Genomic DNA, 24,942 nt, shown 5'->3' with positions numbered 1-24,942 from the left:
TGCTCTATTAAAGGGATCTCTCCAAGGGGGAGTGGAGAAAATATTATGTTACTAGCAGTATTAACAGATTATTAGGAAATATACAAATCGGATGAAAGAAATTTTAAATAATCTTTTTGCATTGACAGTTCTTAAAATATTCATGTACAATATTTATGAATGACATTCAGTCATTTTTTCTGTGGAAGGATGTAGTTAGCTTGGAAATGGAAAGAATATAATGATAAATGAGGATGATAGCTGTTTTTATATAGTAGTGATTAAGGAGTATATTTTTTTAAAACAAAAATGACTGATAGTCAGTCATAAGAGGTGAGAGGTATGAAAAATAGAGCTTGGTTATATGTCATATTAACATGTATCTTTGAAATTTTTTGGGTGTTTGGTTTTAATACAGCCCATACTTGGTGGCATTGGATTATTATTTTAGGAGTTATCGCTGTTGATTTTCACTTTCTTTCTAAAGCGTGTGAACATCTTGCGACAGGGACTGTATATGCCATTTTTGCCGGAGCTGGTACGGTAGGTACTTTCTTAATGGATGTATTCCTTTTCGGCGGAAGTTTCAGCGTCGGAAAACTATTTTTTATCGTGATGGTTGTAGCTGGCGTTATCGGTTTAAAGCTAGCTGATAATAAAGAAGAAACTGTGGAAGGAGCTGCTTAAAGATGGGTTGGTTTTTCGTATTTTGTGCCGCAATTAGTGAAATAGTCGGTGTGATTGGTCTTAAAATGTATAGCAAAGATAAAACGTTAGCAAATGGAGCGCTTTATATAGGTGGATTTGCTACATCCTTCGCATTCTTGTATACATCTTTCTTATTCTTACAAGTAAGCGTCGCGTATGCGGTTTGGATTGGTATTGGAACAGCAGGTGCCGTTTTATTAAATATGTTCCTGTTTGGTGAGTCGAAAAGTAAAACACGTATCATTAGTGTGGCTCTTATTGTATGCGGCGTGACAGGATTAAAGGCTCTGTCATAAAGGTATACTGCATCTCCTAACAAGTCGTTAGGAGATTTTTATTATAAAAAGTGCACGATAATTGACAGTATAGCTAGTTATTTTATAAAATGAGTGACAGTCATTCAATACGCGTGTGAAAGGGTTTAGATGATGAATAAAAAAGAGAAAATTGTCTATGCAGCTATTGAAGTGTTTCAGGAAAAGGGCGTTGAAAAAACGAAGATTTCTGATATCGTGAAATTGGCGGGCATTGCACAAGGAACTTTCTATTTATATTTTCCTTCTAAGTTATCTGTTATGCCTGCAATAGCAGAAGTGATGGTTGAAAAGATGATACTTGCAGTAAAGGAAAAAGTGCAAAATGATGCGCCTTTCTCAAGTAAAGTGACGCAAGTAATAGATGCGGTATTTCACTTTATAGAGGAATATCGTGAAATACAAGCTTTAATGTATGCGGGGCTTGCATCTACAGAACATATAAAAGAATGGGAAGCTGTGTATGAGCCTCTTTATAAGTGGCTAAGCGAGTTTTTAAATGAGGCAAAAGAAGCTGGTGAAATTCGTGATTCGGTTCATGCAGAGCGAACAGCGAAGTTATTTATTGCTCTTGTTGAATCAGCAGCGGAACAAGTTTATTTATATGATCATAAAGATGATGAGCAAGTCGAGCTACAAAAGGCAGAAGTACTAGATTTTTTAACACATGCACTACATATAAAGAAATAGTGGGATGAACCTGTCTGAAAAGGTAGGTTCATTTTTGAGGAAAACTGAATGATAGTCATTCACCTAATGCTTATGTATGTGTGGAAGGATAGAGTGAAATTCTAATGGGTGGAGGCATTTCTACTCATGATTAGCCCACAAATAGCAGGATAAAGAAAAAGCTTCTTAGGCATTTTTTTGAGAGGAACTTACGGGAAGAGGTGTTAAAAGTGAAGAAACCGATAAAAGAACAAAAGATGGTATTGGTCATTCTTTTGAGTAATATATTTATCGCTTTTTTAGGGATTGGATTAATCATTCCGGTTATGCCGTCCTTTATGAATGATATGGGTTTAACAGGGAAGACGATGGGATATCTCGTTGCAGTGTTTGCAATGGCTCAGCTTATTGCTTCACCTATTACAGGCCGGTGGGTCGACCTTTATGGTAGGAAGAAAATGATCATCATTGGATTATTTATTTTTGGTGTTTCAGAGCTTCTTTTTGGTTTAGGAACAGATGTATGGATGCTCTATGCAGCGAGGGTGTTAGGCGGAATTAGTGCTGCGTTTATTATGCCTGGTGTTACGGCATATGTTGCGGATATTACATCTATGCAGGAACGTCCAAAGGCGATGGGATATTTATCTGCTGCGATTAGTACCGGCTTTATTATAGGACCTGGAATTGGCGGATTTATTGCAGAATACGGTATACGTGTGCCGTTCTTTGTAGCTGCAGCAATTGCTTTTATAGCATGTGTAATTTCTATCTTTATTTTAAAAGAACCGTTAACAAAAGAAGAGCTTGCAGAGATTTCTGCTAATACGAAAGAATCAAGTTTTATTGGTGATTTAAAGAAATCATTACATCCAATGTATGCAATTGCATTTATTATCGTATTTGTACTTGCTTTCGGTTTATCGGCGTATGAAACTGTGTTTAGCCTGTTTTCTGATCATAAGTTTGGTTTTACACCGAAAGATATTGCGGCAATTATTACAATTAGTTCAATCTTTGGGGTAGTTGTGCAAGTATTTATGTTTGGCAAATTAGTCGACATGTTCGGTGAAAAAGTGTTGATTCAAATATGTTTAATTGTAGGTGCGGTATTAGCGTTCGTTTCAACTATAGTCTTTAATTATTGGATTGTACTTCTTGTTACTTGTTTTATTTTCCTAGCATTCGATTTACTGCGTCCAGCTTTAACGACGTTTTTATCAAAAGCAGCTGGAAAAGAGCAAGGATTCGTTGCTGGTATGAACTCGACTTATACGAGTTTAGGAAATATCGCAGGGCCAGCGATGGGTGGAATATTATTTGATATGAATATTCATTATCCATATGCATTTTCAGGAGTTGTTTTAATAGTTGGTCTCGGTATTACATTTATGTGGAGAGAGAAGCAACTAGCTGAAAGTTTTGCGAAGTAATCAAACCCCTTACGACGGTAAGGGGTTTTTGTTTTATAAATTTAATCCAAACCGTTTTAATTCAATAAAAATCCCCTCTAATTGCTTTCCTTTATCCGTTAATGTGTACTCTACACGAGGCGGAACTTCTGGATATACTTTTCTCGTTATAATGCCTTGAGATTCTAATTCTTTTAGTCGAAGCGATAATGTTTTCGGACTAATCCCGTCCATTGATTTTTGCAAATCACTAAAGCGTAATGTTCCTTCGATAAGAAGGTCACGAATAATTAAAAACGTCCATTTTGTACGAATTACATCAAGTGTTTTAGCGATAGGACAAGGTATGCCAGGTAAACCTTTCGTTAATTCAACTGGATCTATATTGTTCATGGAACTAGCCTCCATAAAATTTTTTTGAATGAATTTGCTTTATAGTATCACAAAACTATACTTTTGGTAACTATATGAAAAAAATATCACTACTTCCATAAAGGAAGTTAGTACATATACAATAGCAATAAGAAATATAAAGGGTTTGTATGAGGGGGAGGTGATTTTCATGGAGATAAAAAAGTTGTTTGGGTTCCTTAGTTTGTTTGTTATTTGTATTGTACTTGTAGCATGCGGCGGGGAGCAAAAAACTGAAGTCCAGTTATTAAAAGAAATGCCACAGCCAAAAGCAATGACAATTGATCCTTCAATCAGTAAAAAGGAAGCGACCGAAATGGTTCATGCCGCGCAGCGTTTTTACGCATTTTGGGATACAGGTAAAGAGGAGCTTATTCCGCAGACTGTTGCTGAAAATTTTTTCGATAATACATTGCCGAAAGGGCGACCACAAGGCACGGAAGGATTAAAGTTTGCGGCACAAAATTTTCGTAAAGTTGTGCCTGATATACATTGCGAGATTGAGGATTTATTAGTCGTTGGAGATAAAGTAACAGCTCGTCTTTCTTTTACAGGAACGCATAATGATAAGAAAATCAATTTTTTTGCAATTGATATTTTACATGTGAAAGACGGAAAGATAACAGAAGACTGGCATTTAGAAGATAATCTTACGCTGAAACAGCAACTTGGGTTAATAGCTGAGGAATAAAATAAGGGAGAGAAAAGCGATGGAAAATATATTGATTATAAATGGACATGAAAAATACGGTACGAAAGAAGGGCGATTAAATAGAACGTTAGTGGATCATATGGTAACGGTATTAAGCGAGAATCATCATGTGAAAACAACAACGATTCAAGATGGCTACAATATGAAAGAAGAACAAGAGAAGTTTTTATGGGCGGATGTTGTAATTTATCAAACACCGATTTACTGGTTTAGTGTACCGGGCTTATTTAAAACGTATATGGATGAAGTATATGAATACGGTTTGTTCTTTAAAGGTGCTGATGAATATGGAACAGGTGGTTTATTAAAAGAGAAGAAATATATGTTCTCTACAACTTGGAATGCACCTGAGAAAGCATTTGGAGATAAGACGAAGTTCTTTGAAGGAGAAAGTTTAGAATCAGTGCTTAGTCATTTACATCGCGTGCAAAAGTTTCTCGGTATGAGTCCGTTAAAGAGTTTTGCTTGTTATGATGTGGTGAAGAATCCAAATATTGAGCAATATTTATTGAACTTGAAAGATCACTTAGATGGAGTAATGAAATAATAGTTTGGATCTGTATGTGAAGAAGGTACTACTAAGGATGTAGTACCTTCTCTTTCATGAAATACGTTGAAAATCTTTACTTATACAGGACTGTTTTAGTTTTTTTGATTTGATTAAATGTTTTATATCAGAGATGTTATCGTATGAAAGCTGAGTATGATAATAGTTAATGTACTCAAGTAATGCAAAAATATAAACAAATAGAGTGAATGATAGCCCGCCTAAAGGTAAGTGGGGATACCAAATTACAAAATCAATAGTAAACGTAATAAATCCCGTGATAATGAATGCTATATTTATCTTTTTAAGTACTTTTAAATATTGAATCATTCTAATAGGCGTAACAGATGTTTTCTCTTTCTTTAGTCGTTTCCACTTTACGTACCAGTAAATTGTTCCTTGTAATAAGATAAACTCTAAAAGAAGAAATGAGACCCAAAAAGAATATAGGGAATATAAATGTAACGTAGGATAAGCATAATTAAGTAAGTAACTTGTGAAAATAAAAGTAATGACTGAAAATAATTCACCTGTGTATAGATAGGAAAGTCTTTTTTCTAGGTTGCGTTTCATGGTTCTTCTCCTTTTATCCCGCATTAACGGGCAGTAAGACCCCCACCTCAAAATTCAGCGGAAGCAAAGAAGTTAGGTGGGGGTCGGGGGCTGCCCGTAAAAGCCCGATTGGTGAAGGCTAATAATCAGTGGGGATGAACAAAACCCCCACTGATTAAAGTTTCACTTTATAAAAACTCACATTTTAATACGTGGATGGCTGTATCCATAACTTCGCAAAATTTGCCCAGCCGAATGAATCAATTGTTACGTTTTTCAAAGAAGAAGGGTATGTTTTTCTTTTTAAAACGTGATAGTTAAATAAAATGATGTGTTCTGCTTGTAAAAATTCTTCGATCTCATACATAAGCTTATAGCGCTTCTCTTTATTTTCTTCTAATAAAAAGGTATCAAGTAAACAGTTAATTTGGTTTCCATAGTGTGAGTCCATGAACCGATTTACGAAGCAACTTTTATTTTTAAATACATTTAAGAATGCAAGTTCATGATCAGCAGCAAACACTTCTCCCATGAAAATAATATCGGCATGTTTATCAATAGAACGATCCATATAATCTGAAACGAGAAATGGATGAAGTTCTACGTGTACTCCTAATTGTTCACACCGTTCTTTTAGGAAATATGCGTCATTTGCACTATCTTTAAATGCGAAGAAGTAAATATGTATCGTTTCTCCATTATAGGTGCTCTTGTTTACATACTCTTTCGCTTTTTCTAAAGAGTAGGACCTTTTAGAAGCTTGGCGACTCCTTTCAGGGAAAAAGCTTGATGCAGAAATTGTTCGTCTACCCTCTATGTTACGAAGTATCGTTTCAACATCATATAGTTCTCTCCAAGCTTTTCGAAAGTAAATGTCGTGATGAGGGCCAGGTTTTGTAAAGTTGAAGCTAGCATAAATACAACCTATTTCCTCTATTTGTATATCATGCCTTTCATTTTGCTCTTCATTTGGTAGTTCATAATCAGCATCTATTTGTACATGATCAGGAATACCCCAAAATTCAATACGGTCTAATAACGCACGCTCTTTAAAATAATGAGTGAACGCTTCTAGTACGATATTATCTTCAGAGTAATAAGCAAGTTTGAAAGGTCCAGTACCTATATAATGATGATTTTGAATACTCGCATCACGCGGCAAAATTGCTAGTTGCATGGAACTAACATAGTGTAAGAAAAAAAAGTTGGTTTTTGCTAAATGAAATCGAATTTGCAGTGGTGATGGTGTTTCAATTTGAACAATTTCTTCTGTTAACCATTCGAAAGGAGATTGAACTTGTTTTAGTCTTTCAAATGAAAATTGTACATCTTTAGAAGTTAAAATTGTTTCGTTATGAAAATATATATCTTTTCGTAAATAAAAGGTCCACGTCAGCCCGTCTTCACTTAATTCCCACGTATGCGCAATGTGTGGTTCCATTTTTTCAGTAACATCGTTATAAACGACTAACGTGTCAAAAATTTGACTCGTAAGATGGCTCTCCGTAGTTACAGCCACAAAGGCCGGATCTAATGGGAATATCTTTCTCGATATAGGAATCTTTAATATATCGTACATATCGTTTGAAGGTTCGTATCCAAAATGATGATGCAGTTTATTTTCTATCTTTTTTTGAAGTGCAAGAGGTAGGGGTTCTTTTAAAAGAAGAAAAATATCCTTTAACTTTTCTTGCGTTAACAGTTCATCTGTATAGGATTCAATCGCTTCTAGGAAACTATGCGCAAATTTAATTTCCGTTTTATTCCCGCGGCCTCGCCCTGGAGTCCAGTGAATTAATTGTTCCTCGCTCATTTTCTTTAATAAAATCTTTACGTTTTTCGTACTGCAATATAAAACATCCGCTAATTCTTGTAAGCTATTTCGGATATGTTGTTGATCTTGTGCGTGTAATCTTAACCGAATGTAATAGTCCATAATCTTCATGCATATACACTTCCTTTTATAAAAGGGGAAACTCTTTAGAATATTCTAACCTTTTTCTTCCTCTTTTTCAAAGTAAAATAAGTAAGCATAAGGAGGGGGAACAATGGGATTTTGGAGTATGCATCGAAATATCAAAATTAGAATTATAACTTCGTTTTTAACACGTACTGTGTCCACGATGATTTTTCCATTTATGGCGATTTATTTTTCCATAAAGTTAGGTAGTGCGATTGCTGGTGCTTTACTACTCATTAATGTCATAGCTTCATTAGTAATAGGTTTATATGGTGGATATGTTGGAGATCGGCTCGGTCGTAAAAAAGTGATGATTATTGGCCAAAGTATACAAGTCATTTCCATTGCTTGTATGGGAGTTGCGAATTCAGATTATGTAGACTCACCGTGGTTAACGTTCGTATTTATGTTAGTGAATAGCTTAGGATCTGGACTTATGAATCCAGCGACTGAAGCGATGTTAATTGATGTGAGTACACCTGAGAATCGAAAAGTGATGTACAGCATTAACTATTGGGCTATTAATTTATCAATTGCAATTGGAGCAATATTTGGCGGATTACTATTTGAAAACTATAGATTACGACTGTTTATCGTATTAACGCTTGTTGCAGCCATTACTTTATATGTGATGGCTGTATATATGGAAGAAGTGTATGTAGCACGAAAAACGCTGGAGAAGAAAAATGTATTAAAAGATATGGCGGATAGTTATAAAGTCGTGATGAAAGATAGAGCGTTTTTAATTTTTTGTGCAGCAAGTATATGTACATTATCTTTAGAGTTTCAAATAAATAATTATTTAGGAGTGCGTTTGCAGAAGGAATTTGAAACGGTGCACTTTTTATTTGGGAATGGTTTTACGTTTGATTTAACAGGTATTCGCATGCTGAGCTGGATTTCAGCAGAGAATACAATTTTAGTTGTGTTATGTTCAGCACTTCTTATTAAAATGCTGAAAAGCTTCAACGATTTGAAAATTTTATATGTAGGCTTATTCATTTACACGATTGGCTTTACAATACTCGGAACGAGCAATACTTTATGGATTTTATTAATTGCAGGGCTTTTCCAAACGGTAGGCGAGATGATGTATGTGCCAGTGCGCCAATCTATTATGGCAGATAGGGTGCCAAATGAGGCGAGAGGTTCATATATGGCGATTAACGGAATGGTCTTTCAAGTGGCAAAAATGAACGGGGCATTAGGTGTTATGCTAGGTTCATTTCTTGCATCTTGGGGCATGAGTGCCCTGTACTTTATTGTTGGTATGAGCAGTATTGTATTATTTATGAAGGCGATAGGGAAAGAGAAGTATGAGGATGAGAGAAATGTTTCTCAGATTGGATGAAACTATATAAAAGCGAACCAGTTATACTGGGACTCGCTTTTTATATAATTTTTAAAACGGATCAACTTCAGCTAAATTTGGAGTAGTGCTAGGCTGTAGCAAAAGATTTTTTAACGTTCCTACTTCAGAAAGAGCTACTAATATGTAGCCGCTAATCAGTACAATAAGTCCAATGACGCGTAACGTTTGCAAGCTTACTTCACGATTATTTGTTTCTGTAGGATTTGGGGGCGTTGAAGGTGGATTGTTATTCATAAATAAGGCTCCCATCTTTTGTATTTATATATGTGCAAAATGATTATTTAAATTATGGATTGGAATGGTATAGTCATTTTCACTATATGAGAACTGCCTATGAATAGTGATTAGAAATTTTGGGACGAAAAAAGGAGGGATCCAAAAAATTATTAAAACTGAACTTTTAGATTCCCTTCTTTTTATTTATTCCGCTGTTTGTGGAGGTCTGTTTGCCTGTAAACGACCAGTTGGTGAGGGCTAATAATCAGTGGGGGATGAATGAAACCCCACTGATTAAATTTTTTCATATAAATAAAAGGAGGTTAATCAAAGTAGCTATCCTAATATACGCAACGATTCTTCAATAAACGCTGGGATGTCCTCTGGTTGTCTACTTGTTACTAGCTGATTTTGGCATACGACAACCTCTTTGTCATGAAAATTTCCACCGGCATTTTTCAAATCGACTTCAATAGATTTATATCCAGTCACATCACGTCCTTCAAGTGTTTGTGCAGTGATGAGTAGCTGAGGTCCATGACAAATAGCAAAAACAGGTTTATCCGCATTCATAAATGCTTTACTAAAGCGAACAAACCGTTCATCTGCACGAAGTATATCTGGGGAAAACCCGCCTGGTATGAAGAGGGCATCAAAGTCCTCTGGAGAAACATCATCAATACTTTTATCAATCACGACTTCACTTTTTCCTTGTTTACCGTGTACCGTTTTCCCTTTTTCCGTTTCAATAGTTGTTAATTCATATCCCTTTTGATTAAAAGCTTCTACTGGCTCTGTGTATTCTGTATCCTCGAAATAATCCGTTATTAAAATAGCAATTTTTTTACTCATTGCAGTCAGCTCCTTACATTATAGTATCGGTTCCAGAATCTTCTTTGAGCAATGCCTTTTATAAAGTGAAACTTTAATTCATGTTTTTTCATTCCCTCCAGTTCCTTTGCCCTGTTAATTTAATACATACCCTTTTTATTAGGACGTAAACATGTATTATCGTTTTTGTATGTAAAAATCATAATTAAGCTATAAAACACCGGAGGGGAAGGCGGGGTGTCTAGCACTCTATGCTTAAGAAAAAACAGGACGAACCTACCGGGATTTTTGATAGGTGTAGAATTAAAAATAAAAAGCCAAGGAGAAAATTTATTCGCTCCTTGGCTTTTAAGATATTTCTTTTCGTTAAAACGAAGAAATACGTTGCTTCGTTTTTGGTACAATAATAAATTTGATCCAGATTACCCCGATCACCATAATAATCAAAGCATGCAGTAATTGTCCCGTAGCAATGAGTATAACAATTGAAAATACAATGAGTTGAATACTTAACAATATAAAGATTAAGCGAAGAAATTGATGCATTCGTTTTTCAGTATCAATTGGATATAATGCTACAATAATATTTCCTGAAAAATATTTCCATAGAGAACGAAGCTGCATAGAAATCATATATAGGACGATGTAAGCAATAGCACCTTTTACGTATATATTTGGAATAAAGTATAGGGCGAAAGCACCGATTAACCCTAAGCGAATATATATACCAAAATAATCATTTCCACGTAAAAATGCTAGTGTATGTAAATAGAAGAAAGTTGCTCTTTTTTTATGTAATAAAGGTTCAATCCAATTTGTAAGCCATTTTCTTTTATTTACTTGCTTATTCAGTTGCGGAACATCGGTGAAAATGCTAGCAAATTGATAAAAACGAACGTCCATTTTCTCTTCTTGTTCGATTATGTAATCCCACGGTATTCGTTTTGTAGGCTGTTTTTTCGTGTATAGAAGCAGGAAAGCAAGTAGCAAGAGCAATCCGCCTAATATGAGAACATTTGCCGAATAAAACAGCATGTAAATGAGTAAGGCGTTACAAGTAATACGGATGATCAGCCATATATTTTTTTCATAACCATCACGCCACATCCAATGTATGTACATGTTCCAAGCTTTCGTAATCATTAAAACGATAAAGATTGTACATAAGAAAGGTACAGTTAATTGTAATGATTGCAGTGCAAGTGGTACGAGAATAAGGAACGTAAATAATAATGGGAAAAGCTGAATGATGTAATTATATAGAAGAGATTTTTTAAAATAAGATGTTAATTTCTCTTCTAGTGCGAGTAAATAGACAGCATCAGGTTTCTGAATAAATGTACGGATAGGGCATCTCGTTATAATGAATGTAAGTACAATCGTGATGAGTAGTAAAGATAGTCCTTTAGAAGGAGCTGTCTTAAGAAACTTTGCGTAATAGTAAGCACCTATACAGGCAACGAAGATAAAGCTATATAGTAAACCGTTAATCATACGTGCAAAGTATGTAATGATATTTTGAATATGTTGTTGGAAGCGACTGCTCCATAACGATTCAATTGACATGTTTTCACCTCTTTGTTCTATTATATATGTTTTACAAAAGAAAAAACGAGCAAATTGCGTTATGCAACTTGCTCGTTTTTCTTTTCGTTATTTTTTTTCTGATCACGATTCATTAATGGATAGAAAGCAAAGCCGATTACGAATAAACCAATTCCGAGAAGGAACGTTTTTATATCGGATGCTCCTGTTTTAATAACCCATAGTGCGTAGCAAAGTGCGATTACTGCGACTATACCATCTGTAATTCTTGCCCGCATTTCATTTTTATATGTTTCACCAGTTGCGACTAGTTTTAACTGGAAGATTGGTGAAACGAGATATGGAATGAGGTAGGCCAGTGTTGATACGGTAATAACGAATGTATAAGCTTCCGCAATAGTTCCTGATAACGTTGAGAATAAGAACACTTGCGACATAATGTTTGTTAATCGTAATGAGTAAATTGGACTTCCTTTTTTATTTGTTTTTGTGAAGAAGGAAGGGAAGAAACCTTCTTTTGCTGCTTGATACGGTACTTCTGAGCTTAATAAAATCCAGCCTAATATAGAACCGAATAGGGAAGTAAGAGCAAGTAATGCCATCAGTTTCCCGCCGCCATGACCCATTGCAGCGTTTAATGCATCTGCTAATGGACGTTCAGAAGCTTGTAATGTATCAACGTGAAGTACACCCATTGTTAAAATTGTAATTCCTAAGTAAATCGCAACTGTAATAAGTAATCCTGCAACTGTTGCGCGTTTTACTGTTTTAGGAGAGGTAGCACGGTTTGATAAAAGTACTGCCGATTCAATTCCGATAAATGCCCAAAGCGTTGTAAGAGCAGCTAAGTTTACTTGTGAAAGAAGGCCGTGTGATACACCTGATTTATCGATCATCGGTGTGTACCATTGTCCAAACTTAGAAGCTTCGAATGCAAATAACGTAACGACGATGAATAAAAGGAATCCAGTTACTTTCGTTGTTGTTGCTAAGAAGTTTAGCTTTCCAGCTCCGCTTACACCGTTTGTTAATATAATATGAGTTCCCCAAAGTAAGATGGAACAAATCGTAAATGTAATTAGTTTTCCGACTTCTATATCGAACGAGCCGATTGAAAAGAGTAGTCGTGTATCTTTCATAATTGGGAAGAAGAGTGATAAATATCCCGCGAAAGATGTAATGATGGCAACGTTACTTGCCCAGTTTGCAACCCAATATCCCCATACCATACTGAAACCAGCCATTTTTTTCTTTTTTGGTGTTGAGAATAAAGCATATGCATGACTTTGTGGTCCTGTCGTTAAATCAGGACGACGAATTGCTAAATTACCGAAAACAAGAGCTAGCATTAAAACACCAAACCCTGTTGTTAACCAAGCTAAAGTGACACCGAGAGGGCTTGCTGTTTGTGCCAACGTACTTGGCACCATGAAAATCCCAGCGCCAACCATGTTACCGACAACGAAAGCTGTTAGTACCCAAAAGCCCCATTTTTTTTGTTGCATAGAAAATACCTCCAAAGTTAGTATAACCAAGTCAAGCGAGGAGATATGTATGTCTTCTTAGTAGAGAAGAGAAGTCCCAAACAAAACAAAAAAAGCACGTAATTTGCCGCTACATGCTTTCTATCTTATAAGAAACCCACGACATACCTCTCGATAGCTCTCCACAAACGAAACGTTTCGTTTGTGACAGTTCTGCACTTATTAAATGCAGACCCAGCAAGCGTGCATGGTGGACACGGGCTTACTTCGGCAATCATTCCTTTCTCATTCCTTCATCAATGCCACTACATCTCCAGAAATGATACTCTTAATGACTGCAACCTCTACCTCACCGAGATACGAATGAGGATTTAAATATTAAATTAACGTCTTTAAGAGTAACAAATGAATTTTTATACGTCAATGGATATAGAAATAATCAGATTATAGGGAAGAGTTTGTGATTAAAAGGGAGAGGGATTGTTATGTAATATTGAATTTTCATAATATAATAAATGTTATTGGCGCTAGAAGATTGAGAAGGGGATGAAGTATATGTCTGTATGTCATAAACATTCAGTAATAGGTGTATTAGATTCGGGAGTTGGGGGATTAACAGTTGCGAGCGAAATTATAAGACAATTGCCTAAAGAGAGCATTTACTATATTGGTGATAATGATCGTTGTCCGTATGGGCCGAGAAGTGTAGAGGAGGTACAATCTTTCATATTTGAAATGGTTGAGTTCCTCAAGCAGTTTCCATTAAAAGCTCTAGTTGTAGCATGTAATACTGGTGCAGCTGCAGCATTGACCGCGTTGCAAGAAGCACTTCCCATCCCGGTTATTGGTGTTATACATCCGGGAGCAAGAGCTGCAATTAAAGTGACAAAGAAAGGGAGAATTGGAGTAATTGGAACTGTAGGTACGATAAAATCTAATATGTACGAACAAGCATTACACGAGCTGGATACATATTTGGAAGTGCATAGTCATGCATGTCCGACTTTAGCTACAGTTGTAGAAAATCAATTAGAAGACACAGCATATGTCATGCAGCAAGTGAAACAAGCTTTACTGCCATTAACGAAGGAAGATATAGATACGTTAATTCTTGGGTGTACGCATTATCCACTTTTAGAGTCCTATATAAAAAAGGAGTTAGGAGAGGCTGTAACGATTATTAGTTCTGCAGAAGAAACAGCGATAGAGTTAAGCACAATTTTACAGCACAAAGGAATTCTGTCTGACAATCTTAATCCGAAGCATCGATTTTTTACAACAGGCTCAGTTTCATCATTTGAACATATTGCTGAGCGATGGCTAGGGTATCAAATTTCTGTAGAAGGTGTGAATTTACCTATGGAAAAACAAATCGTGAAATAAAAAGAAGCTGATCTAAAACTAGATCAGCTTCTACATATAAGATTAAACTAAGTTTAATACAGTTACTTTTTCACGTGTCATAGACTCAAGGCTCTTACGAATACCTTGTGCGCCCATACCTGAACCTTTTACACCGATGAATGGGAAGTGGTCAGGGCCGCGCTCTGTGCGTCCGTTAATTTGAACAGAACCAGTTTCGATTTTGTTAGCAATTGCAAATGCTTTGTTAATGTCTTTTGTGAAGACACTTGCTTGCAAGCCGAACTCTGATTTGTTAGCAATTTCAATTGCTTGCTCATCTGAAGAAACACGGATGATTGGAAGGATTGGGCCGAATGGCTCTTCCCAAGCAACTTTCATTTCTTCTGTTACGTGGTCGATTAATGTTGGGTAAATTAAGTTACGCTCACGTTTGTTACCGATAACGATTGTTGCACCCTTTTCAACAGCGTCGTCAACTAAGCTTTGGACGAAGTCAGCAGACTTGTCGTCGATTAATGGAACGATTGTGCTGTCTTGTTCTGGAGATCCAACTGATAGTTCAGCTACTTGCGCTTTTAATAAGCCAACAAGCTCATCCGCTACGTTTTCGTGTACAAGTACACGTTTAATAGCTGTACAACGTTGACCAGAGTAAGAGAATGCACCACTTACGATATGGTTTGCAGCATCTTGTAAGTCAGCATCTTCGCGAACGATACCAGGGTCTTTACCACCAAGTTCTAATACAAGTGGAATCATTGCAGCTTTTTTCGCTAAATGTTTACCTGTGTTTGTACCACCTGTGAACGATACCATATTGATGCCATCATGTTCTACTAAGTAGTCACCAATTACAGAACCACGTCCTGTCGCTACGTTTACAAGACCTTTTGGAAGGCCAGCTTTATGAAGTGCTTCAACCATTTTAATACCACTAATTGCACCTTGAGTTGCTGGTTTGAAAATAACAGCGTTACCCATAATTAATGCTGGTGCAAGTTTTGCAGCAGATAAGTTTACTGGGTAGTTAAATGGTGCGATTGCTAATACAACACCAAGTGGTGCGCGTTGGATGATCGCAAGTTTAGACTTCGTTCCGCCAGGGAAGCTATCGCCCATCATGCTTTCTCCGTGCATATGTAAAGCTTCTTCGATTGTGTAACGAATGAAGTCAGCTGTACGAACAACTTCTTTTTTCGCATCTTTATATCCTTTACCGACTTCTTTCATAATGATATCGGCAATTTCATCTTGCATATTTACGAGCTCATCAGCCCATTTATATAAATATTTTGCGCGATCTTGTAGAGAAGCTTCCGCCCATGATTTTTGAGCTTCTTTTGCAGATGCAATTGCTTCATCTACTTCTCCGCGAGTAATTGCTTGTACTTGTCCAATTACTTCGTGTAAGTATGGAGATGGAATTTCGATTGTTTCTCCTGAAGAGCTTTCTCTCCATTCTCCGTCTAAATAAAATTTGTACGTATTGCTAGTTGTCATGATTAGTCCTCCTAAAATAGCAACTTGTAAGAGTGAGTATAAGGTGATTGTAGGGGGTTTGATAACATTTTTCAAATGAAATGTTTGTGAAAACGATTTCTTATTCTTTTTTTGTTGTGTATGCCCTTTCTTACAGAAGATTCTCTTATTTCAAACGGATGTATCGTATTATGAACCTCCTTCATTTTTGGTGATAAAAAATTATTTTATTCTATAGCTAAAAAAATAATTGACAGAATACTCAATAAAGTTGTAAGATTATAAATGGAAAATAAATGAAGGGGGTGTGCGTAATGATTGTAATCGTAAATGTAATGAGTTTAGCTCTGTTAAATGGCAGAAAACATTCATATCATTACGCAACCCGTACGGATATATAGGGCATCTTTGTCTTATAAAAAGCGTACGTTGCGTATATCGTAACGTACGCTTTTATGCATTTTTGTGCATATCGTCAAGCGGCGGTATGCTTTTTTTTGTCTAATTTGCTTGTTTCCATACTTTGTATGGTTACGATAAAACAAACTTTGGAAGGTGGAAAAATGTGATGAGATTGTATGGGTTACGAAATGTAAATATGATGGGTCTGGATAGTGGATAAAGACATGAGAGTGAAACGAGAACGAGAAGGGAGAGGTTACATTGTTATCAGTATTACTAAAGTTAAAATGGTTTTTTCAAGAGCATTGGAAGAGATATAGTATCGCCATTGGAGCTCTTTTAATTGTGAATATAGTTGAGGTTATTCCCCCGAAAGTGTTAGGGGTTACGATTGATAATATAAAAACAGGAACGTTAACGAACGAAGCAATTATGCAATCTATTCTTATTTTAATAGGGGTTACGATAGTTGGATATGGCCTCACATTCGTTTGGCAACATCAATTGTTTGGCGGTGCATTCGTACTGGAGAAGACGATGCGCTCTAAATTTATGGGGCATTTACTTAAAATGACACCGACGTTTTATCAAAAAAATCGTACTGGCGATTTAATGGCGAGAGCAACGAATGATTTAAAAGCAATTGCTATGACGGCTGGTTTCGGTATATTAACGCTCGTGGATTCGAGTTTATATATGCTTACGATTGTCTTTATGATGGGATTTACAATTAGTTGGGAGCTTACATTTGCGGCACTTATACCGCTTCCAATTATGGCGTATGCGATGAATATATATGGAAAGAAATTGCATGAAAGATTTACAGTTGCGCAAGATGCGTTCGGTGATATGAACGATAAAGTATTAGAATCAATCGCTGGTGTGCGCGTTATTCGTGCATACGTACAAGAAAATGCAGATCAAGAAAGATTTCATCAGTTAGGAGATGACGTCTACGAAAAAAATATGAAGGTAGCCAGAATTGATGCATTATTCCAGCCAACTGTGAAAATGCTTGTTGGCCTTAGTTATTTAATTGGTTTAGTGTATGGCGCATATCTTGTATTTCAATCGAAGGTGACACTTGGTGAACTCGTCTCTTTTAACGTGTATTTAGGGATGATGATTTGGCCGATGTTTGCAATTGGCGAATTAATTAATGTTATGCAAAGAGGAAACGCTTCGTTAGACCGAGTAAATGAAACGTTAGCGTACGAACCGGATGTAAAGAATCCAAAAAATCCAAAGCTTGTACAAGAGCCGAATTATATTCAGTTTGATGAAGTTACCTTTTCATATCCCTCATCAACTGAAACAAATTTAAAGAAGGTTTCGTTTACCTTAAAACAAGGAGAAACGCTTGGGGTTGTTGGAAAAACAGGAAGCGGAAAAACGACGCTTGTACGTCAGCTTCTTCGTCAATATCCGCTTGGAGATGGGGATATTGCAGTCTCTGATGTGACGTTAGATAAAATGACGAATGAAAATGTACTCGGCTGGATTGGGTATGTACCTCAGGAACATATTTTGTTCTCAAAAACGGCGAGAGAAAATATTTTATTTGGAAATAGGAAAGCGACGGAAGAAGAACTCGAGAAAGCAATTGAAATTGCGGCGTTTAAAAAGGATTTAGAGTTTTTACCAGAAGGGTTAGAAACGCTCGTTGGAGAGAAGGGTGTTTCTTTATCAGGAGGGCAAAAACAAAGGATTTCGATTGCGCGAGCGGTTATTCAAAATCCGGAAATTTTAATTTTGGACGATTCTTTATCAGCTGTTGATGCTCGTACTGAAGCAGCGATTATTGAGAATATAAGAACAGAGAGAAGCGGAAAGACGACAATTATTACGACGCACCGTTTATCTGCCGTACAACATGCGGATTGGATTCTCGTTATGGATGAAGGCGAAGTTATGGAAGAAGGTACGCATGATCAGCTTATTAAAAGCGGAGGCTGGTATGCGGAGCAGTTTGAAAGACAACAAGGGGAAAGTGAAAGTGCGGATAGTGGGGTGAAAATATGAGTGTTTCAAAACGATTGTTTCAATATGCGATGAAAGTGAAAGGGGCAATTTTTGCAGCGATGCTAATGTTATTTATTTTCGTCATCGCAGAGCTTGCGGGTCCTCTCGTCGCGAAAACGATGATTGACGATCATATCGTCGGGATAGAGAAACCTTGGTATGAAACAGAAAAGAGTGCAGAGGCTGTTTCGTATAATGGCACCTTTTATAAGCGAAGTGATCGCTTTGAGGAAGGTGAGAAAAAAGGAAAAGAAGTACGCGTGATGCAAGTCGGTTTTCAATACTACTTTGTACCGAATAAAGTGAATGTTGAAGGGTCACGTTCTGTAAAAGGTGATATGATTACCGTTCAAAATGGTAAGGCGGTGCAAGTGTATAAAGCGAAAGCATTAACGAAAGAAGAAGTGTTTGCTTTTTATAAACCAGAAATAAACCCCCTATTATTACTTGGTGGTGGTTATTTCGCTTTATTAGTAGTTGTCTCATTATTTGCATACGGAAAGCAATTTTTCTTACAGAAAGCAGCGAACAAAATTATTCAAATTATGAGGGAAGATGTCTTTTCTCATATTCAAACATTGCCGATTCGTTATTTCGATCATTTACCAGCAGGAAAAATTGTATCGCGTGTAACGAATGATACGGAAGCCATTCGTGATTTATATGTAACGGTACTCGCGACATTCGTTTCTAGTATCATCTATATTATTGGAATATTTGCTGCGCTATTTTTACTAGATGTGAAGCTTGCGTCGTTATGTTTATTAATTATCCCGATTTTAATTGTTTGGGCGATTCTTTATAGAAAATATGCGTCTGTATACAATCATAAAATGCGTTCACGTTTATCTGATATTAACGGAACAGTGAATGAATCCATTCAAGGGATGCCAATAATTCAAGCGTTCCGTCAAGAGCGTGAAACGAAAAAAGAGTTTGAAGAATTAAATGGCGATTATTTTAAGTATCAAAATAAAATTTTGAATTTAAATGCAGCAACTTCGCATAACTTAGTGTCTGTATTAAGAAATATCGCTTTCACAGGTGTGATTTGGTATTTCGGTGGTGCTTCATTAAGTGCTTCAGGCGTCATTTCTCTAGGGATACTGTATGCGTTCGTTGATTATTTAACACGATTGTTCTCACCTATTACAAATATGGTAAATCAGCTTGCAAACTTAGAACAATCGCGTGTTGCATCAGAGCGCGTTTTTGAACTGTTAGAGGAAAAAGGGGAAGCAGTAGAAGAAGAACGTATGCCTCGCTTACAAGGAAATGTGAAGTTTGATAATGTGTCATTTTCTTACAATGGAAAAGATGAAGTGCTAAAAAATATTTCTTTTGAAGCGAAACAAGGAGAGACAGTGGCACTTGTCGGTCATACTGGATCAGGAAAAAGTTCGATTATGAATGTACTCTTTCAGTTTTATGAGTTTGAAAAAGGAAAGCTTACAATTGATGGACACGATATAAAAGAGATGCCGAAACAAGCAACGCGTGAGCATATGGGAATCGTACTGCAAGATCCGTTTTTATTTAGCGGGACAGTTGCTTCTAATGTAAGCTTAGAGAACGAAAAAATTTCAAAAGAGCGTATCGTAAAAGCATTGCGTGATGTTGGTGCTGAACGGTTTGCAAACAATATAAATGAAGAAATTACAGAGAAAGGAAGTACACTTTCAACCGGAGAACGTCAGCTGATATCGTTTGCTAGAGCGCTCGCTTTTGACCCGGCCATTTTAATTTTAGATGAAGCAACGTCTAGTATTGATACAGAAACAGAGGCGATGATTCAACAAGCGCTAGAAGTTGTGAAAAAAGGAAGAACGACATTTATTATCGCTCACCGTCTTTCAACCATTAAAAGCGCGGATCAAATTATTGTGCTTGATAGAGGAACGATTTTAGAAAAAGGCTCTCATGAAGAGCTAATGAAAAAGCGCGGGCGTTATTACGATATGTACAAAACGCAAATGGAAGGTAATCAGAGTGCTTAATAGGTAGAGGAGAACTTGTGATTTTCACAAGTTCTTTTTTTAGTGAATCAGGGCAGTTAAATAAGAAGTATTGTTTTACCTTTTTCTTTATAAATGCTATATTAAAAAATGTTACTTATTTTTTGTATGTAGCGTTATTTTTCCATTTTGTTTGATTATGAAGAAAAAGGATAAACTAAATAAGAACATTTTCATTGAAAAATTGTTCAAGATTGCATACAATCAATATAGTTTTTAAATTCCTATCAGAATACTTGGAGGATTACCATTATGAAAAAATTATTTTCAGTACTTGCAGTAACTACATTAGCGATCGGGATTGTAGCGGGCTGCGGTAAAGAAGAGAAAAAAGATACAGCTAATCAAGATGCGTTACAAAAGATAAAACAAAGTGGTGAACTTGTAATTGGAACAGAAGGTACATATCCACCGTTCACATTCCACGATTCAAGTAATAAATTAACTGGATTTGACGTTGAATTAGCAGAAGAAGTTTCAAAACGTTTAGGAGTAAAACCTGTATTTAAAGAAACACAATGGGATAGCTTACTTGCTGGTTTAGATGCAAAACGTTTCGACATGGTTGCGAATGAAGTTGGTATTCGTGAAGATCGTCAAAAGAAATATGATTTCTCTAGTCCATACGTTTCATCTTCAGCGGTATTAGTTATTGCGAAGGATAAAGATAAACCTGCTACATTTGCTGATGTAAAAGGGTTAAAAGCAGCACAATCTTTAACAAGTAACTATGCAGATATTGCTAAGAAAAATGGTGCGGAAATCACGAATGTAGAAGGCTTTAGCCAAGCGGCAGAATTATTAAATACTGGCCGTGTTGATTTCACAATTAATGATAAATTATCAGTGTTAAACTATTTAGAAACGAAAAAAGATGCAAAAATTAAAATTGTAGATACAGAAAAAGAAGCGTCACAAAGTGGATTCTTATTCCGTAAAGGTAGCGACAAGCTAGTACAAGAAGTAAACAAAGCGTTAGAAGATATGAAAAAAGACGGTACGTACGACAAAATAGCGAAAAAATGGTTCGGTGAAAATGTATCTAAGTAGTGCATTGGTTTCAGATCGATTGTCTACTTGGATAGATATTATGCAGTCTTCCTTCATGCCTATGCTGAAGGAAGCTGTGTTTACGACAATTCCATTAACGCTTATTACATTTATTATCGGGATTATACTTGCGACGTTAACTGCGCTTGCACGTATTTCAGGTAGTCGTATTTTACAATGGATTGCTCGTATCTATGTATCTATCATTCGCGGAACGCCACTTCTTGTACAATTATTTATTATTTTCTATGGTCTTCCAACTCTTAATATTGAAGTTGAGCCATATACAGCAGCAGTTATTGGATTTTCATTAAATGTCGGTGCATATGCATCAGAAATTATTCGTGCTTCTATCCTTTCTATTCCGAAAGGGCAGTGGGAAGCAGCTTACACAATTGGGATGACATACCCGCAAGCGTTAAAACGTGTTATTTTACCGCAAGCAACGCGTGTATCCATTCCGCCGCTTTCCAATACATTTATTAGCTTAGTGAAGGATACTTCGTTAGCATCGTTAATTTTATTAACAGAAATGTTCCGAAAAGCGCAGGAAATTGCGGCAATGAACTACGAGTTTTTAATTGTTTATTTCGAAGCAGGTCTTATTTATTGGGTAATTTGCTTCTTATTATCTATCGTGCAACAAATATTAGAAAAACGTTCAGAACGTTACACTCTAAAATAACCCTTTCATAAAAGGAGTTTTTGTTTTTATGATTTCAATTCAACATTTACAGAAAAGTTTCGGAGATAATACCGTACTAAAGCATATAGATTTATCAGTTGAGAAGGGGGAAGTTGTTGTTATTATCGGGCCATCGGGATCTGGTAAAACGACATTCCTGCGTTGTCTCAACGTGCTAGAAACGCCGAACGCTGGTAGTATTCGTATCGGTAATAAAGAGCTCGACTTCGCTCAAAAAGTATCGAAGAAAGATATTGTCAATCTTCGTACACAAACAGGTATGGTATTCCAGCACCATAATCTATTTCCGCATTTAACAGCACTTCAAAATGTAATGGAAGGGCTCGTTACAGTGAAAAAGATGGGGAAAGAAGAAGCGAAGAAAAAAGCAAACTATTTCCTTGAAAAAGTTGGTCTTGCGGATAAAATAGACTTATATCCGTTCCAATTATCAGGCGGACAACAACAGCGCGTTGGAATTGCTCGCGCGCTTGCGATGGAGCCGGAAGTATTACTATTTGATGAGCCGACGTCAGCGCTTGATCCTGAACTCGTTCAAGAAGTTCTGAAAGTAATGAAAGAACTTGCTAAAGAAGGCATGACGATGGTTATTGTAACGCACGAAATGCGTTTTGCGCATCAAATTGCGAACCGCGTTATTTTCATGGATGGCGGTGTCGTTGTCGAACAAGGTACACCAGAAGAGGTATTTACAAATCCAAAAGAAGAACGTACGAAAAAGTTTTTACAAATGTTGCAATAAATGAAGGAAGGTCTCAAGGCATATGCCTTGAGACCTTTTTGCCATATATATTTATTTTTGGAATCCGCCAAGGCTTTGCTCAGCCATTGCAACTAGACGTTTTGTAATTTCTCCACCAACAGAACCGTTAGCACGAGCCGTAGAATCTGCTCCTAATTGTACACCAAATTCTTGAGCGATTTCGTACTTCATTTGATCGATTGCAGCTGTTGCTCCTGGTACTACTAATTGATTGTAAGAACTTTGGTTTGCCATAGGAATATATCCTCCTTAGAGTTATAAAAATTTTTTTTGGTTGGACTAGCTGGATTTGAACCAGATTATCGCCCCGTTTGGCGCTAATCCATCGGTAATTAAGTTTGTACTCATAGTATGGATGTTACCTAGAAAGATATACGAAATAATAATTTGTAAATTTTGTAAAAAAATCTTAGTGATTTCGTAAATTATGAAATAAGAGTAATCGTTGTATTTTTTAGAAAGAAGGCTAAACTAAGAGCGATATGAAATATGTTTTTCTTTTTGTATCCTGTTATTTGGGGGCAAATCATTAACTTCTTATTTATGACTTATTACAATTAAATCGATAGCAATTTCATAGTTCTATTTTTAAGTAGGGATGGGGCAGAAAAAGGAACTGGCCGCCGCTATACGTGGCTAGATACTCTCTTCGATCTGCTTGTAAATGATAACGTATGGAGGAATCATGATGGGAATTTGCCCGCTTTGCAACGCATTAGAATCACAAACATATTCTTGTCAAAATTGCCAAAGTATACTCCAAGATTATGGGAAGGCTGTAGATTACATAGACGATTATAGTGCGTATATGGATCAAGAATTATTAAGTGCAGTAGATGGATTCACACATAATAATTCAAATGAATACTGCAATCATGTTTTTTATTGCGGGGTGTGTAATGTGGAAACAGAGGTTGTAGTGAAACTGGTATAAATAGAAAACTTCCACCTTATGAATGAGGTGGAAGTTTTTGTTTTCGTATTTGTGAGTGAATCATAGGGGACGGGATATGCTCGTTGTTTGAGGAAGTCTCTGATTTTATTTGAGACATTTTTTCTTTTGCATCGCGCAAAGAATGTTCAGTTAAGTAGATGGCATATTCGTAAAATAATTGGCGCGTCAGTTCACTTTGTTCTTTTAACTTTTCATCTTGGAATACAGTTCGCCCAGGTTTAGAGTTTGCTTCAAAGAGCCACGGATTTTCCTGCGTGTCTAAGCCGATATCAAAACCAATTTCTCCAATATTTCCGGTTACTTGTTCATCGAGCGCGTAACTGATTTGTAAGGCTGTATGTTTTAATTTATTTTCAATTTGAACTTGTTTCGTTGAGTCTGGAAAAAGTTCTTGCAGTAATTTTGTATCACCACCGCTATTTACATGCGTTGTTAAGCTACCTTTGCCAGCAATTTTTGCAACGATTGCACTGACCATCCATTGACCGAAATGATTTTTATTTGTATGAATGCGGAAATCAACAGGTTGCCCATCGAAGCGAAGTAAGGGAATACCTTGTTGTACGATAAACTTTTTTAAATCGTGTCCTTTCAACACATGGTTCAGAAGCGTTTCTAATGATTGGTACTTTCTTAGTTTATTTTCTTCATTTTCGCGATAACGACAGTAGTAGCAATTCTCTGCTTGAGAATAAAATAGTTGATGAATATTTCTACCGAAGCTGCCGTGAATCGGTTTCATGTAAATGGATTTATACGTACCGAGAAATCGTTCTACTTGTTCGAAGTGTTGAAATGTTTCTGTGTTTGGTAATAATGGCATGATTGAATCGTCTTTCATAAGAAGTTGATGCACTTCCCATTTATTAAAAAATCCTGGATTAAACCATGGAATAGCATAGTCATGCTCTAATTTTCTTTTTGCTCTTACGATTGGTTTATAATTTTCGGCTTTACGATTTGGTAATCGGTCATAAATGACATTCGGTAAAGGGACTTTTTTCTTTATCCACTGCTGCTCTTGAAAGAAATATCCTTCAATTGTTTCGTCTTCCCAGTCTATATGTTGCACACCAAAAACGAATACAAATGGTCGCAAAGTGAATGGCGGCGTTAGTAACTCGCCAAGAGAAGTTGAACGGTTTCCTAAAGGGTTAGAAGCGTCATCGTTAAAACCAGTTGTAAAAATCCCGATTAATGGTCCAAAAATAATGGTTTCATTTTGAGTGAATGCATGGATAGTAGTGGAATGAGGCAGTAAAAGCTTTTCTGCAATTTGTTGTCCGATACTGATTTCGCGAGTAAAGGAATAATGAATTTTTACATCTTCACTTGCAACATGGCGTACGCCGAAGGAAAGGGATGTAATCGGTGGTGTAATGGAAAAAATATAAGGTAAAGTAATACTATTTGGATGCTCATCTGAAATATTTAATGTATATATGTGCTCTTTCAAAATGGGTTTCCCCCCTT

Annotated in this window: 24 protein-coding genes and 1 riboswitch; of the genes, 14 read left to right on the top strand and 10 right to left on the bottom strand. The window is 36.4% G+C overall.

From position 1 onward, the window contains the following. Positions 1-321 precede the first annotated feature (321 nt). The 4 genes from QCI44_RS23975 to QCI44_RS23960 all read left to right on the top strand — a co-directional run bounded on the left by QCI44_RS23975 (position 322) and on the right by QCI44_RS23960 (position 3,103). Positions 322-666: a DMT family transporter gene (locus QCI44_RS23975; protein WP_016089184.1), complete on the top strand. Its 345-nt coding sequence runs from the start codon at positions 322-324 to the stop codon at positions 664-666. Between the two features lie 2 nt (positions 667-668). Continuing rightward, positions 669-983, top strand: a complete 315-nt coding sequence (locus QCI44_RS23970; protein ID WP_353811477.1) for a DMT family transporter — start codon at positions 669-671, stop codon at positions 981-983. A 129-nt stretch (positions 984-1,112) separates the two neighbouring features. After that, positions 1,113-1,691 carry a TetR/AcrR family transcriptional regulator gene (locus QCI44_RS23965; RefSeq protein ID WP_016133698.1) on the top strand — a complete coding sequence of 193 codons (579 nt, stop codon included), beginning with the start codon at positions 1,113-1,115 and terminating at the stop codon, positions 1,689-1,691. 209 nt (positions 1,692-1,900) lie between these two features. After that, positions 1,901-3,103, top strand: a complete 1,203-nt coding sequence (locus QCI44_RS23960; protein ID WP_016089182.1) for an MFS transporter — start codon at positions 1,901-1,903, stop codon at positions 3,101-3,103. Positions 3,104-3,136: 33 nt separating this feature from the next. On the opposite strand, the gene QCI44_RS23955 is transcribed toward QCI44_RS23960, so the two are convergent. After that, positions 3,137-3,475: a winged helix-turn-helix transcriptional regulator gene (locus QCI44_RS23955; RefSeq protein WP_016089181.1), complete on the bottom strand. Its 339-nt coding sequence runs from the start codon at positions 3,473-3,475 to the stop codon at positions 3,137-3,139. 169 nt (positions 3,476-3,644) lie between these two features. Here QCI44_RS23955 and QCI44_RS23950 point away from each other — a divergent pair, with 169 nt between their 5' ends. Together QCI44_RS23950 and QCI44_RS23945 are read left to right on the top strand one after the other, a co-directional pair. Continuing rightward, positions 3,645-4,184, top strand: coding sequence for an ester cyclase (locus QCI44_RS23950; RefSeq protein WP_016089180.1), 540 nt, complete (start codon positions 3,645-3,647; stop codon positions 4,182-4,184). 19 nt (positions 4,185-4,203) lie between these two features. After that, complete coding sequence (locus QCI44_RS23945) at positions 4,204-4,752, top strand: NAD(P)H-dependent oxidoreductase (protein ID WP_016089179.1); 549 nt, start codon at positions 4,204-4,206, stop codon at positions 4,750-4,752. 54 nt (positions 4,753-4,806) lie between these two features. Here QCI44_RS23945 and QCI44_RS23940 read toward each other — a convergent pair whose 3' ends face one another. Beyond that, positions 4,807-5,325 carry a hypothetical protein gene (locus QCI44_RS23940; protein ID WP_016133699.1) on the bottom strand — a complete coding sequence of 173 codons (519 nt, stop codon included), beginning with the start codon at positions 5,323-5,325 and terminating at the stop codon, positions 4,807-4,809. Between the two features lie 184 nt (positions 5,326-5,509). Continuing rightward, positions 5,510-7,249, bottom strand: coding sequence for an SgrR family transcriptional regulator (locus QCI44_RS23935; RefSeq protein WP_353811476.1), 1,740 nt, complete (start codon positions 7,247-7,249; stop codon positions 5,510-5,512). A 103-nt stretch (positions 7,250-7,352) separates the two neighbouring features. Here QCI44_RS23935 and QCI44_RS23930 point away from each other — a divergent pair, with 103 nt between their 5' ends. Next, the gene (locus tag QCI44_RS23930; protein WP_353811475.1) at positions 7,353-8,615 is read left to right on the top strand and encodes an MDR family MFS transporter; all 1,263 of its coding nucleotides are present in this window, start codon (positions 7,353-7,355) and stop codon (positions 8,613-8,615) included. A 51-nt stretch (positions 8,616-8,666) separates the two neighbouring features. Here the strand turns inward: QCI44_RS23930 and QCI44_RS23925 are convergent, their stop codons facing one another. From QCI44_RS23925 to QCI44_RS23910, 4 genes are all read right to left on the bottom strand, one after another. Continuing rightward, a complete protein-coding gene (locus QCI44_RS23925; protein WP_016089175.1) occupies positions 8,667-8,870 on the bottom strand; it encodes a hypothetical protein in 204 nt (67 codons plus the stop codon). A gap of 318 nt (positions 8,871-9,188) precedes the next feature. Next, a complete protein-coding gene (locus QCI44_RS23920) occupies positions 9,189-9,704 on the bottom strand; it encodes a type 1 glutamine amidotransferase domain-containing protein (protein ID WP_016133702.1) in 516 nt (171 codons plus the stop codon). 345 nt (positions 9,705-10,049) lie between these two features. Further along, a complete protein-coding gene (locus tag QCI44_RS23915) occupies positions 10,050-11,249 on the bottom strand; it encodes an ABC transporter permease (protein ID WP_016089173.1) in 1,200 nt (399 codons plus the stop codon). Positions 11,250-11,308: 59 nt separating this feature from the next. Beyond that, a complete protein-coding gene (locus tag QCI44_RS23910) occupies positions 11,309-12,733 on the bottom strand; it encodes an amino acid permease (protein ID WP_353811474.1) in 1,425 nt (474 codons plus the stop codon). 146 nt (positions 12,734-12,879) lie between these two features. Continuing rightward, a riboswitch (Lysine riboswitch) is annotated at positions 12,880-13,067 on the bottom strand. Between the two features lie 200 nt (positions 13,068-13,267). On the opposite strand from QCI44_RS23910, the gene racE reads away from it, so the two are divergent. Next, a complete protein-coding gene (gene racE, locus QCI44_RS23905) occupies positions 13,268-14,095 on the top strand; it encodes a glutamate racemase (protein WP_353811473.1) in 828 nt (275 codons plus the stop codon). Between the two features lie 42 nt (positions 14,096-14,137). Here racE and gapN read toward each other — a convergent pair whose 3' ends face one another. Then, entirely contained in the window at positions 14,138-15,577 is a 1,440-nt protein-coding gene (gene gapN, locus QCI44_RS23900; RefSeq protein ID WP_016133705.1) for an NADP-dependent glyceraldehyde-3-phosphate dehydrogenase, read from the bottom strand. Positions 15,578-16,219: 642 nt separating this feature from the next. Here gapN and QCI44_RS23895 point away from each other — a divergent pair. The 5 genes from QCI44_RS23895 to QCI44_RS23875 all read left to right on the top strand — a co-directional run bounded on the left by QCI44_RS23895 (position 16,220) and on the right by QCI44_RS23875 (position 22,493). Beyond that, positions 16,220-17,980, top strand: a complete 1,761-nt coding sequence (locus tag QCI44_RS23895; RefSeq protein WP_098506233.1) for an ABC transporter ATP-binding protein — start codon at positions 16,220-16,222, stop codon at positions 17,978-17,980. Beyond that, positions 17,977-19,977 carry an ABC transporter ATP-binding protein gene (locus QCI44_RS23890; protein WP_016089168.1) on the top strand — a complete coding sequence of 667 codons (2,001 nt, stop codon included), beginning with the start codon at positions 17,977-17,979 and terminating at the stop codon, positions 19,975-19,977. The genes QCI44_RS23895 and QCI44_RS23890 overlap by 4 nt, the downstream gene beginning before the upstream one ends. A 270-nt stretch (positions 19,978-20,247) precedes the next feature. Next, on the top strand, positions 20,248-21,045 hold the full coding sequence (locus QCI44_RS23885) for an amino acid ABC transporter substrate-binding protein (RefSeq protein WP_016089167.1): 798 nt from the start codon (positions 20,248-20,250) through the stop codon (positions 21,043-21,045). Further along, the gene (locus tag QCI44_RS23880; protein WP_353811472.1) at positions 21,032-21,730 is read left to right on the top strand and encodes an amino acid ABC transporter permease; all 699 of its coding nucleotides are present in this window, start codon (positions 21,032-21,034) and stop codon (positions 21,728-21,730) included. Before QCI44_RS23885 ends, QCI44_RS23880 begins: the two co-directional genes overlap by 14 nt. A 28-nt stretch (positions 21,731-21,758) precedes the next feature. Next, positions 21,759-22,493 (top strand): amino acid ABC transporter ATP-binding protein, encoded by a 735-nt coding sequence (locus tag QCI44_RS23875; RefSeq protein ID WP_098412912.1) that lies wholly within the window; start codon positions 21,759-21,761, stop codon positions 22,491-22,493. Positions 22,494-22,544: 51 nt separating this feature from the next. Here QCI44_RS23875 and sasP read toward each other — a convergent pair whose 3' ends face one another. Further along, positions 22,545-22,748 (bottom strand): small acid-soluble spore protein, SasP family, encoded by a 204-nt coding sequence (gene sasP / locus QCI44_RS23870; protein WP_000013349.1) that lies wholly within the window; start codon positions 22,746-22,748, stop codon positions 22,545-22,547. 454 nt (positions 22,749-23,202) lie between these two features. Here sasP and QCI44_RS23865 point away from each other — a divergent pair, with 454 nt between their 5' ends. Next, positions 23,203-23,448 (top strand): hypothetical protein, encoded by a 246-nt coding sequence (locus QCI44_RS23865; protein ID WP_088083255.1) that lies wholly within the window; start codon positions 23,203-23,205, stop codon positions 23,446-23,448. Between the two features lie 16 nt (positions 23,449-23,464). On the opposite strand, the gene QCI44_RS23860 is transcribed toward QCI44_RS23865, so the two are convergent. Next, positions 23,465-24,925, bottom strand: a complete 1,461-nt coding sequence (locus tag QCI44_RS23860; protein ID WP_353811471.1) for a YheC/YheD family endospore coat-associated protein — start codon at positions 24,923-24,925, stop codon at positions 23,465-23,467. Between the last annotated feature and the right edge of the window lie 17 nt (positions 24,926-24,942).

It is taken from the genome of Bacillus cereus group sp. RP37 (genome assembly GCF_040459695.1).
Classification (GTDB): Bacteria; Bacillota; Bacilli; order Bacillales; family Bacillaceae_G; genus Bacillus_A.
Note: the sequence above shows the minus strand (reverse complement) of the source record. Positions and strands in the feature narration are given on the sequence as shown.

Bases quoted from the DNA above. Each gene is read 5' to 3' on its own strand.
- QCI44_RS23925 (WP_016089175.1), bottom strand. From the start codon at position 8,870: ATGAATAACAATCCACCTTCAACGCCCCCAAATCCTACAGAAACAAAT.
- QCI44_RS23890 (WP_016089168.1), top strand. From the start codon at position 17,977: ATGAGTGTTTCAAAACGATTGTTTCAATATGCGATGAAAGTGAAAGGG.
- QCI44_RS23885 (WP_016089167.1), top strand. From the start codon at position 20,248: ATGAAAAAATTATTTTCAGTACTTGCAGTAACTACATTAGCGATCGGG.
- QCI44_RS23935 (WP_353811476.1), bottom strand. From the start codon at position 7,249: ATGAAGATTATGGACTATTACATTCGGTTAAGATTACACGCACAAGAT.
- gapN (WP_016133705.1), bottom strand. From the start codon at position 15,577: ATGACAACTAGCAATACGTACAAATTTTATTTAGACGGAGAATGGAGA.
- QCI44_RS23945 (WP_016089179.1), top strand. From the start codon at position 4,204: ATGGAAAATATATTGATTATAAATGGACATGAAAAATACGGTACGAAA.
- QCI44_RS23910 (WP_353811474.1), bottom strand. From the start codon at position 12,733: ATGCAACAAAAAAAATGGGGCTTTTGGGTACTAACAGCTTTCGTTGTC.
- QCI44_RS23950 (WP_016089180.1), top strand. From the start codon at position 3,645: ATGGAGATAAAAAAGTTGTTTGGGTTCCTTAGTTTGTTTGTTATTTGT.
- racE (WP_353811473.1), top strand. From the start codon at position 13,268: ATGTCTGTATGTCATAAACATTCAGTAATAGGTGTATTAGATTCGGGA.
- QCI44_RS23930 (WP_353811475.1), top strand. From the start codon at position 7,353: ATGGGATTTTGGAGTATGCATCGAAATATCAAAATTAGAATTATAACT.
- QCI44_RS23975 (WP_016089184.1), top strand. From the start codon at position 322: ATGAAAAATAGAGCTTGGTTATATGTCATATTAACATGTATCTTTGAA.
- QCI44_RS23955 (WP_016089181.1), bottom strand. From the start codon at position 3,475: ATGAACAATATAGATCCAGTTGAATTAACGAAAGGTTTACCTGGCATA.
- QCI44_RS23915 (WP_016089173.1), bottom strand. From the start codon at position 11,249: ATGTCAATTGAATCGTTATGGAGCAGTCGCTTCCAACAACATATTCAA.
- QCI44_RS23940 (WP_016133699.1), bottom strand. From the start codon at position 5,325: ATGAAACGCAACCTAGAAAAAAGACTTTCCTATCTATACACAGGTGAA.
- sasP (WP_000013349.1), bottom strand. From the start codon at position 22,748: ATGGCAAACCAAAGTTCTTACAATCAATTAGTAGTACCAGGAGCAACA.
- QCI44_RS23865 (WP_088083255.1), top strand. From the start codon at position 23,203: ATGGGAATTTGCCCGCTTTGCAACGCATTAGAATCACAAACATATTCT.
- QCI44_RS23970 (WP_353811477.1), top strand. From the start codon at position 669: ATGGGTTGGTTTTTCGTATTTTGTGCCGCAATTAGTGAAATAGTCGGT.
- QCI44_RS23965 (WP_016133698.1), top strand. From the start codon at position 1,113: ATGATGAATAAAAAAGAGAAAATTGTCTATGCAGCTATTGAAGTGTTT.
- QCI44_RS23880 (WP_353811472.1), top strand. From the start codon at position 21,032: ATGTATCTAAGTAGTGCATTGGTTTCAGATCGATTGTCTACTTGGATA.
- QCI44_RS23875 (WP_098412912.1), top strand. From the start codon at position 21,759: ATGATTTCAATTCAACATTTACAGAAAAGTTTCGGAGATAATACCGTA.
- QCI44_RS23920 (WP_016133702.1), bottom strand. From the start codon at position 9,704: ATGAGTAAAAAAATTGCTATTTTAATAACGGATTATTTCGAGGATACA.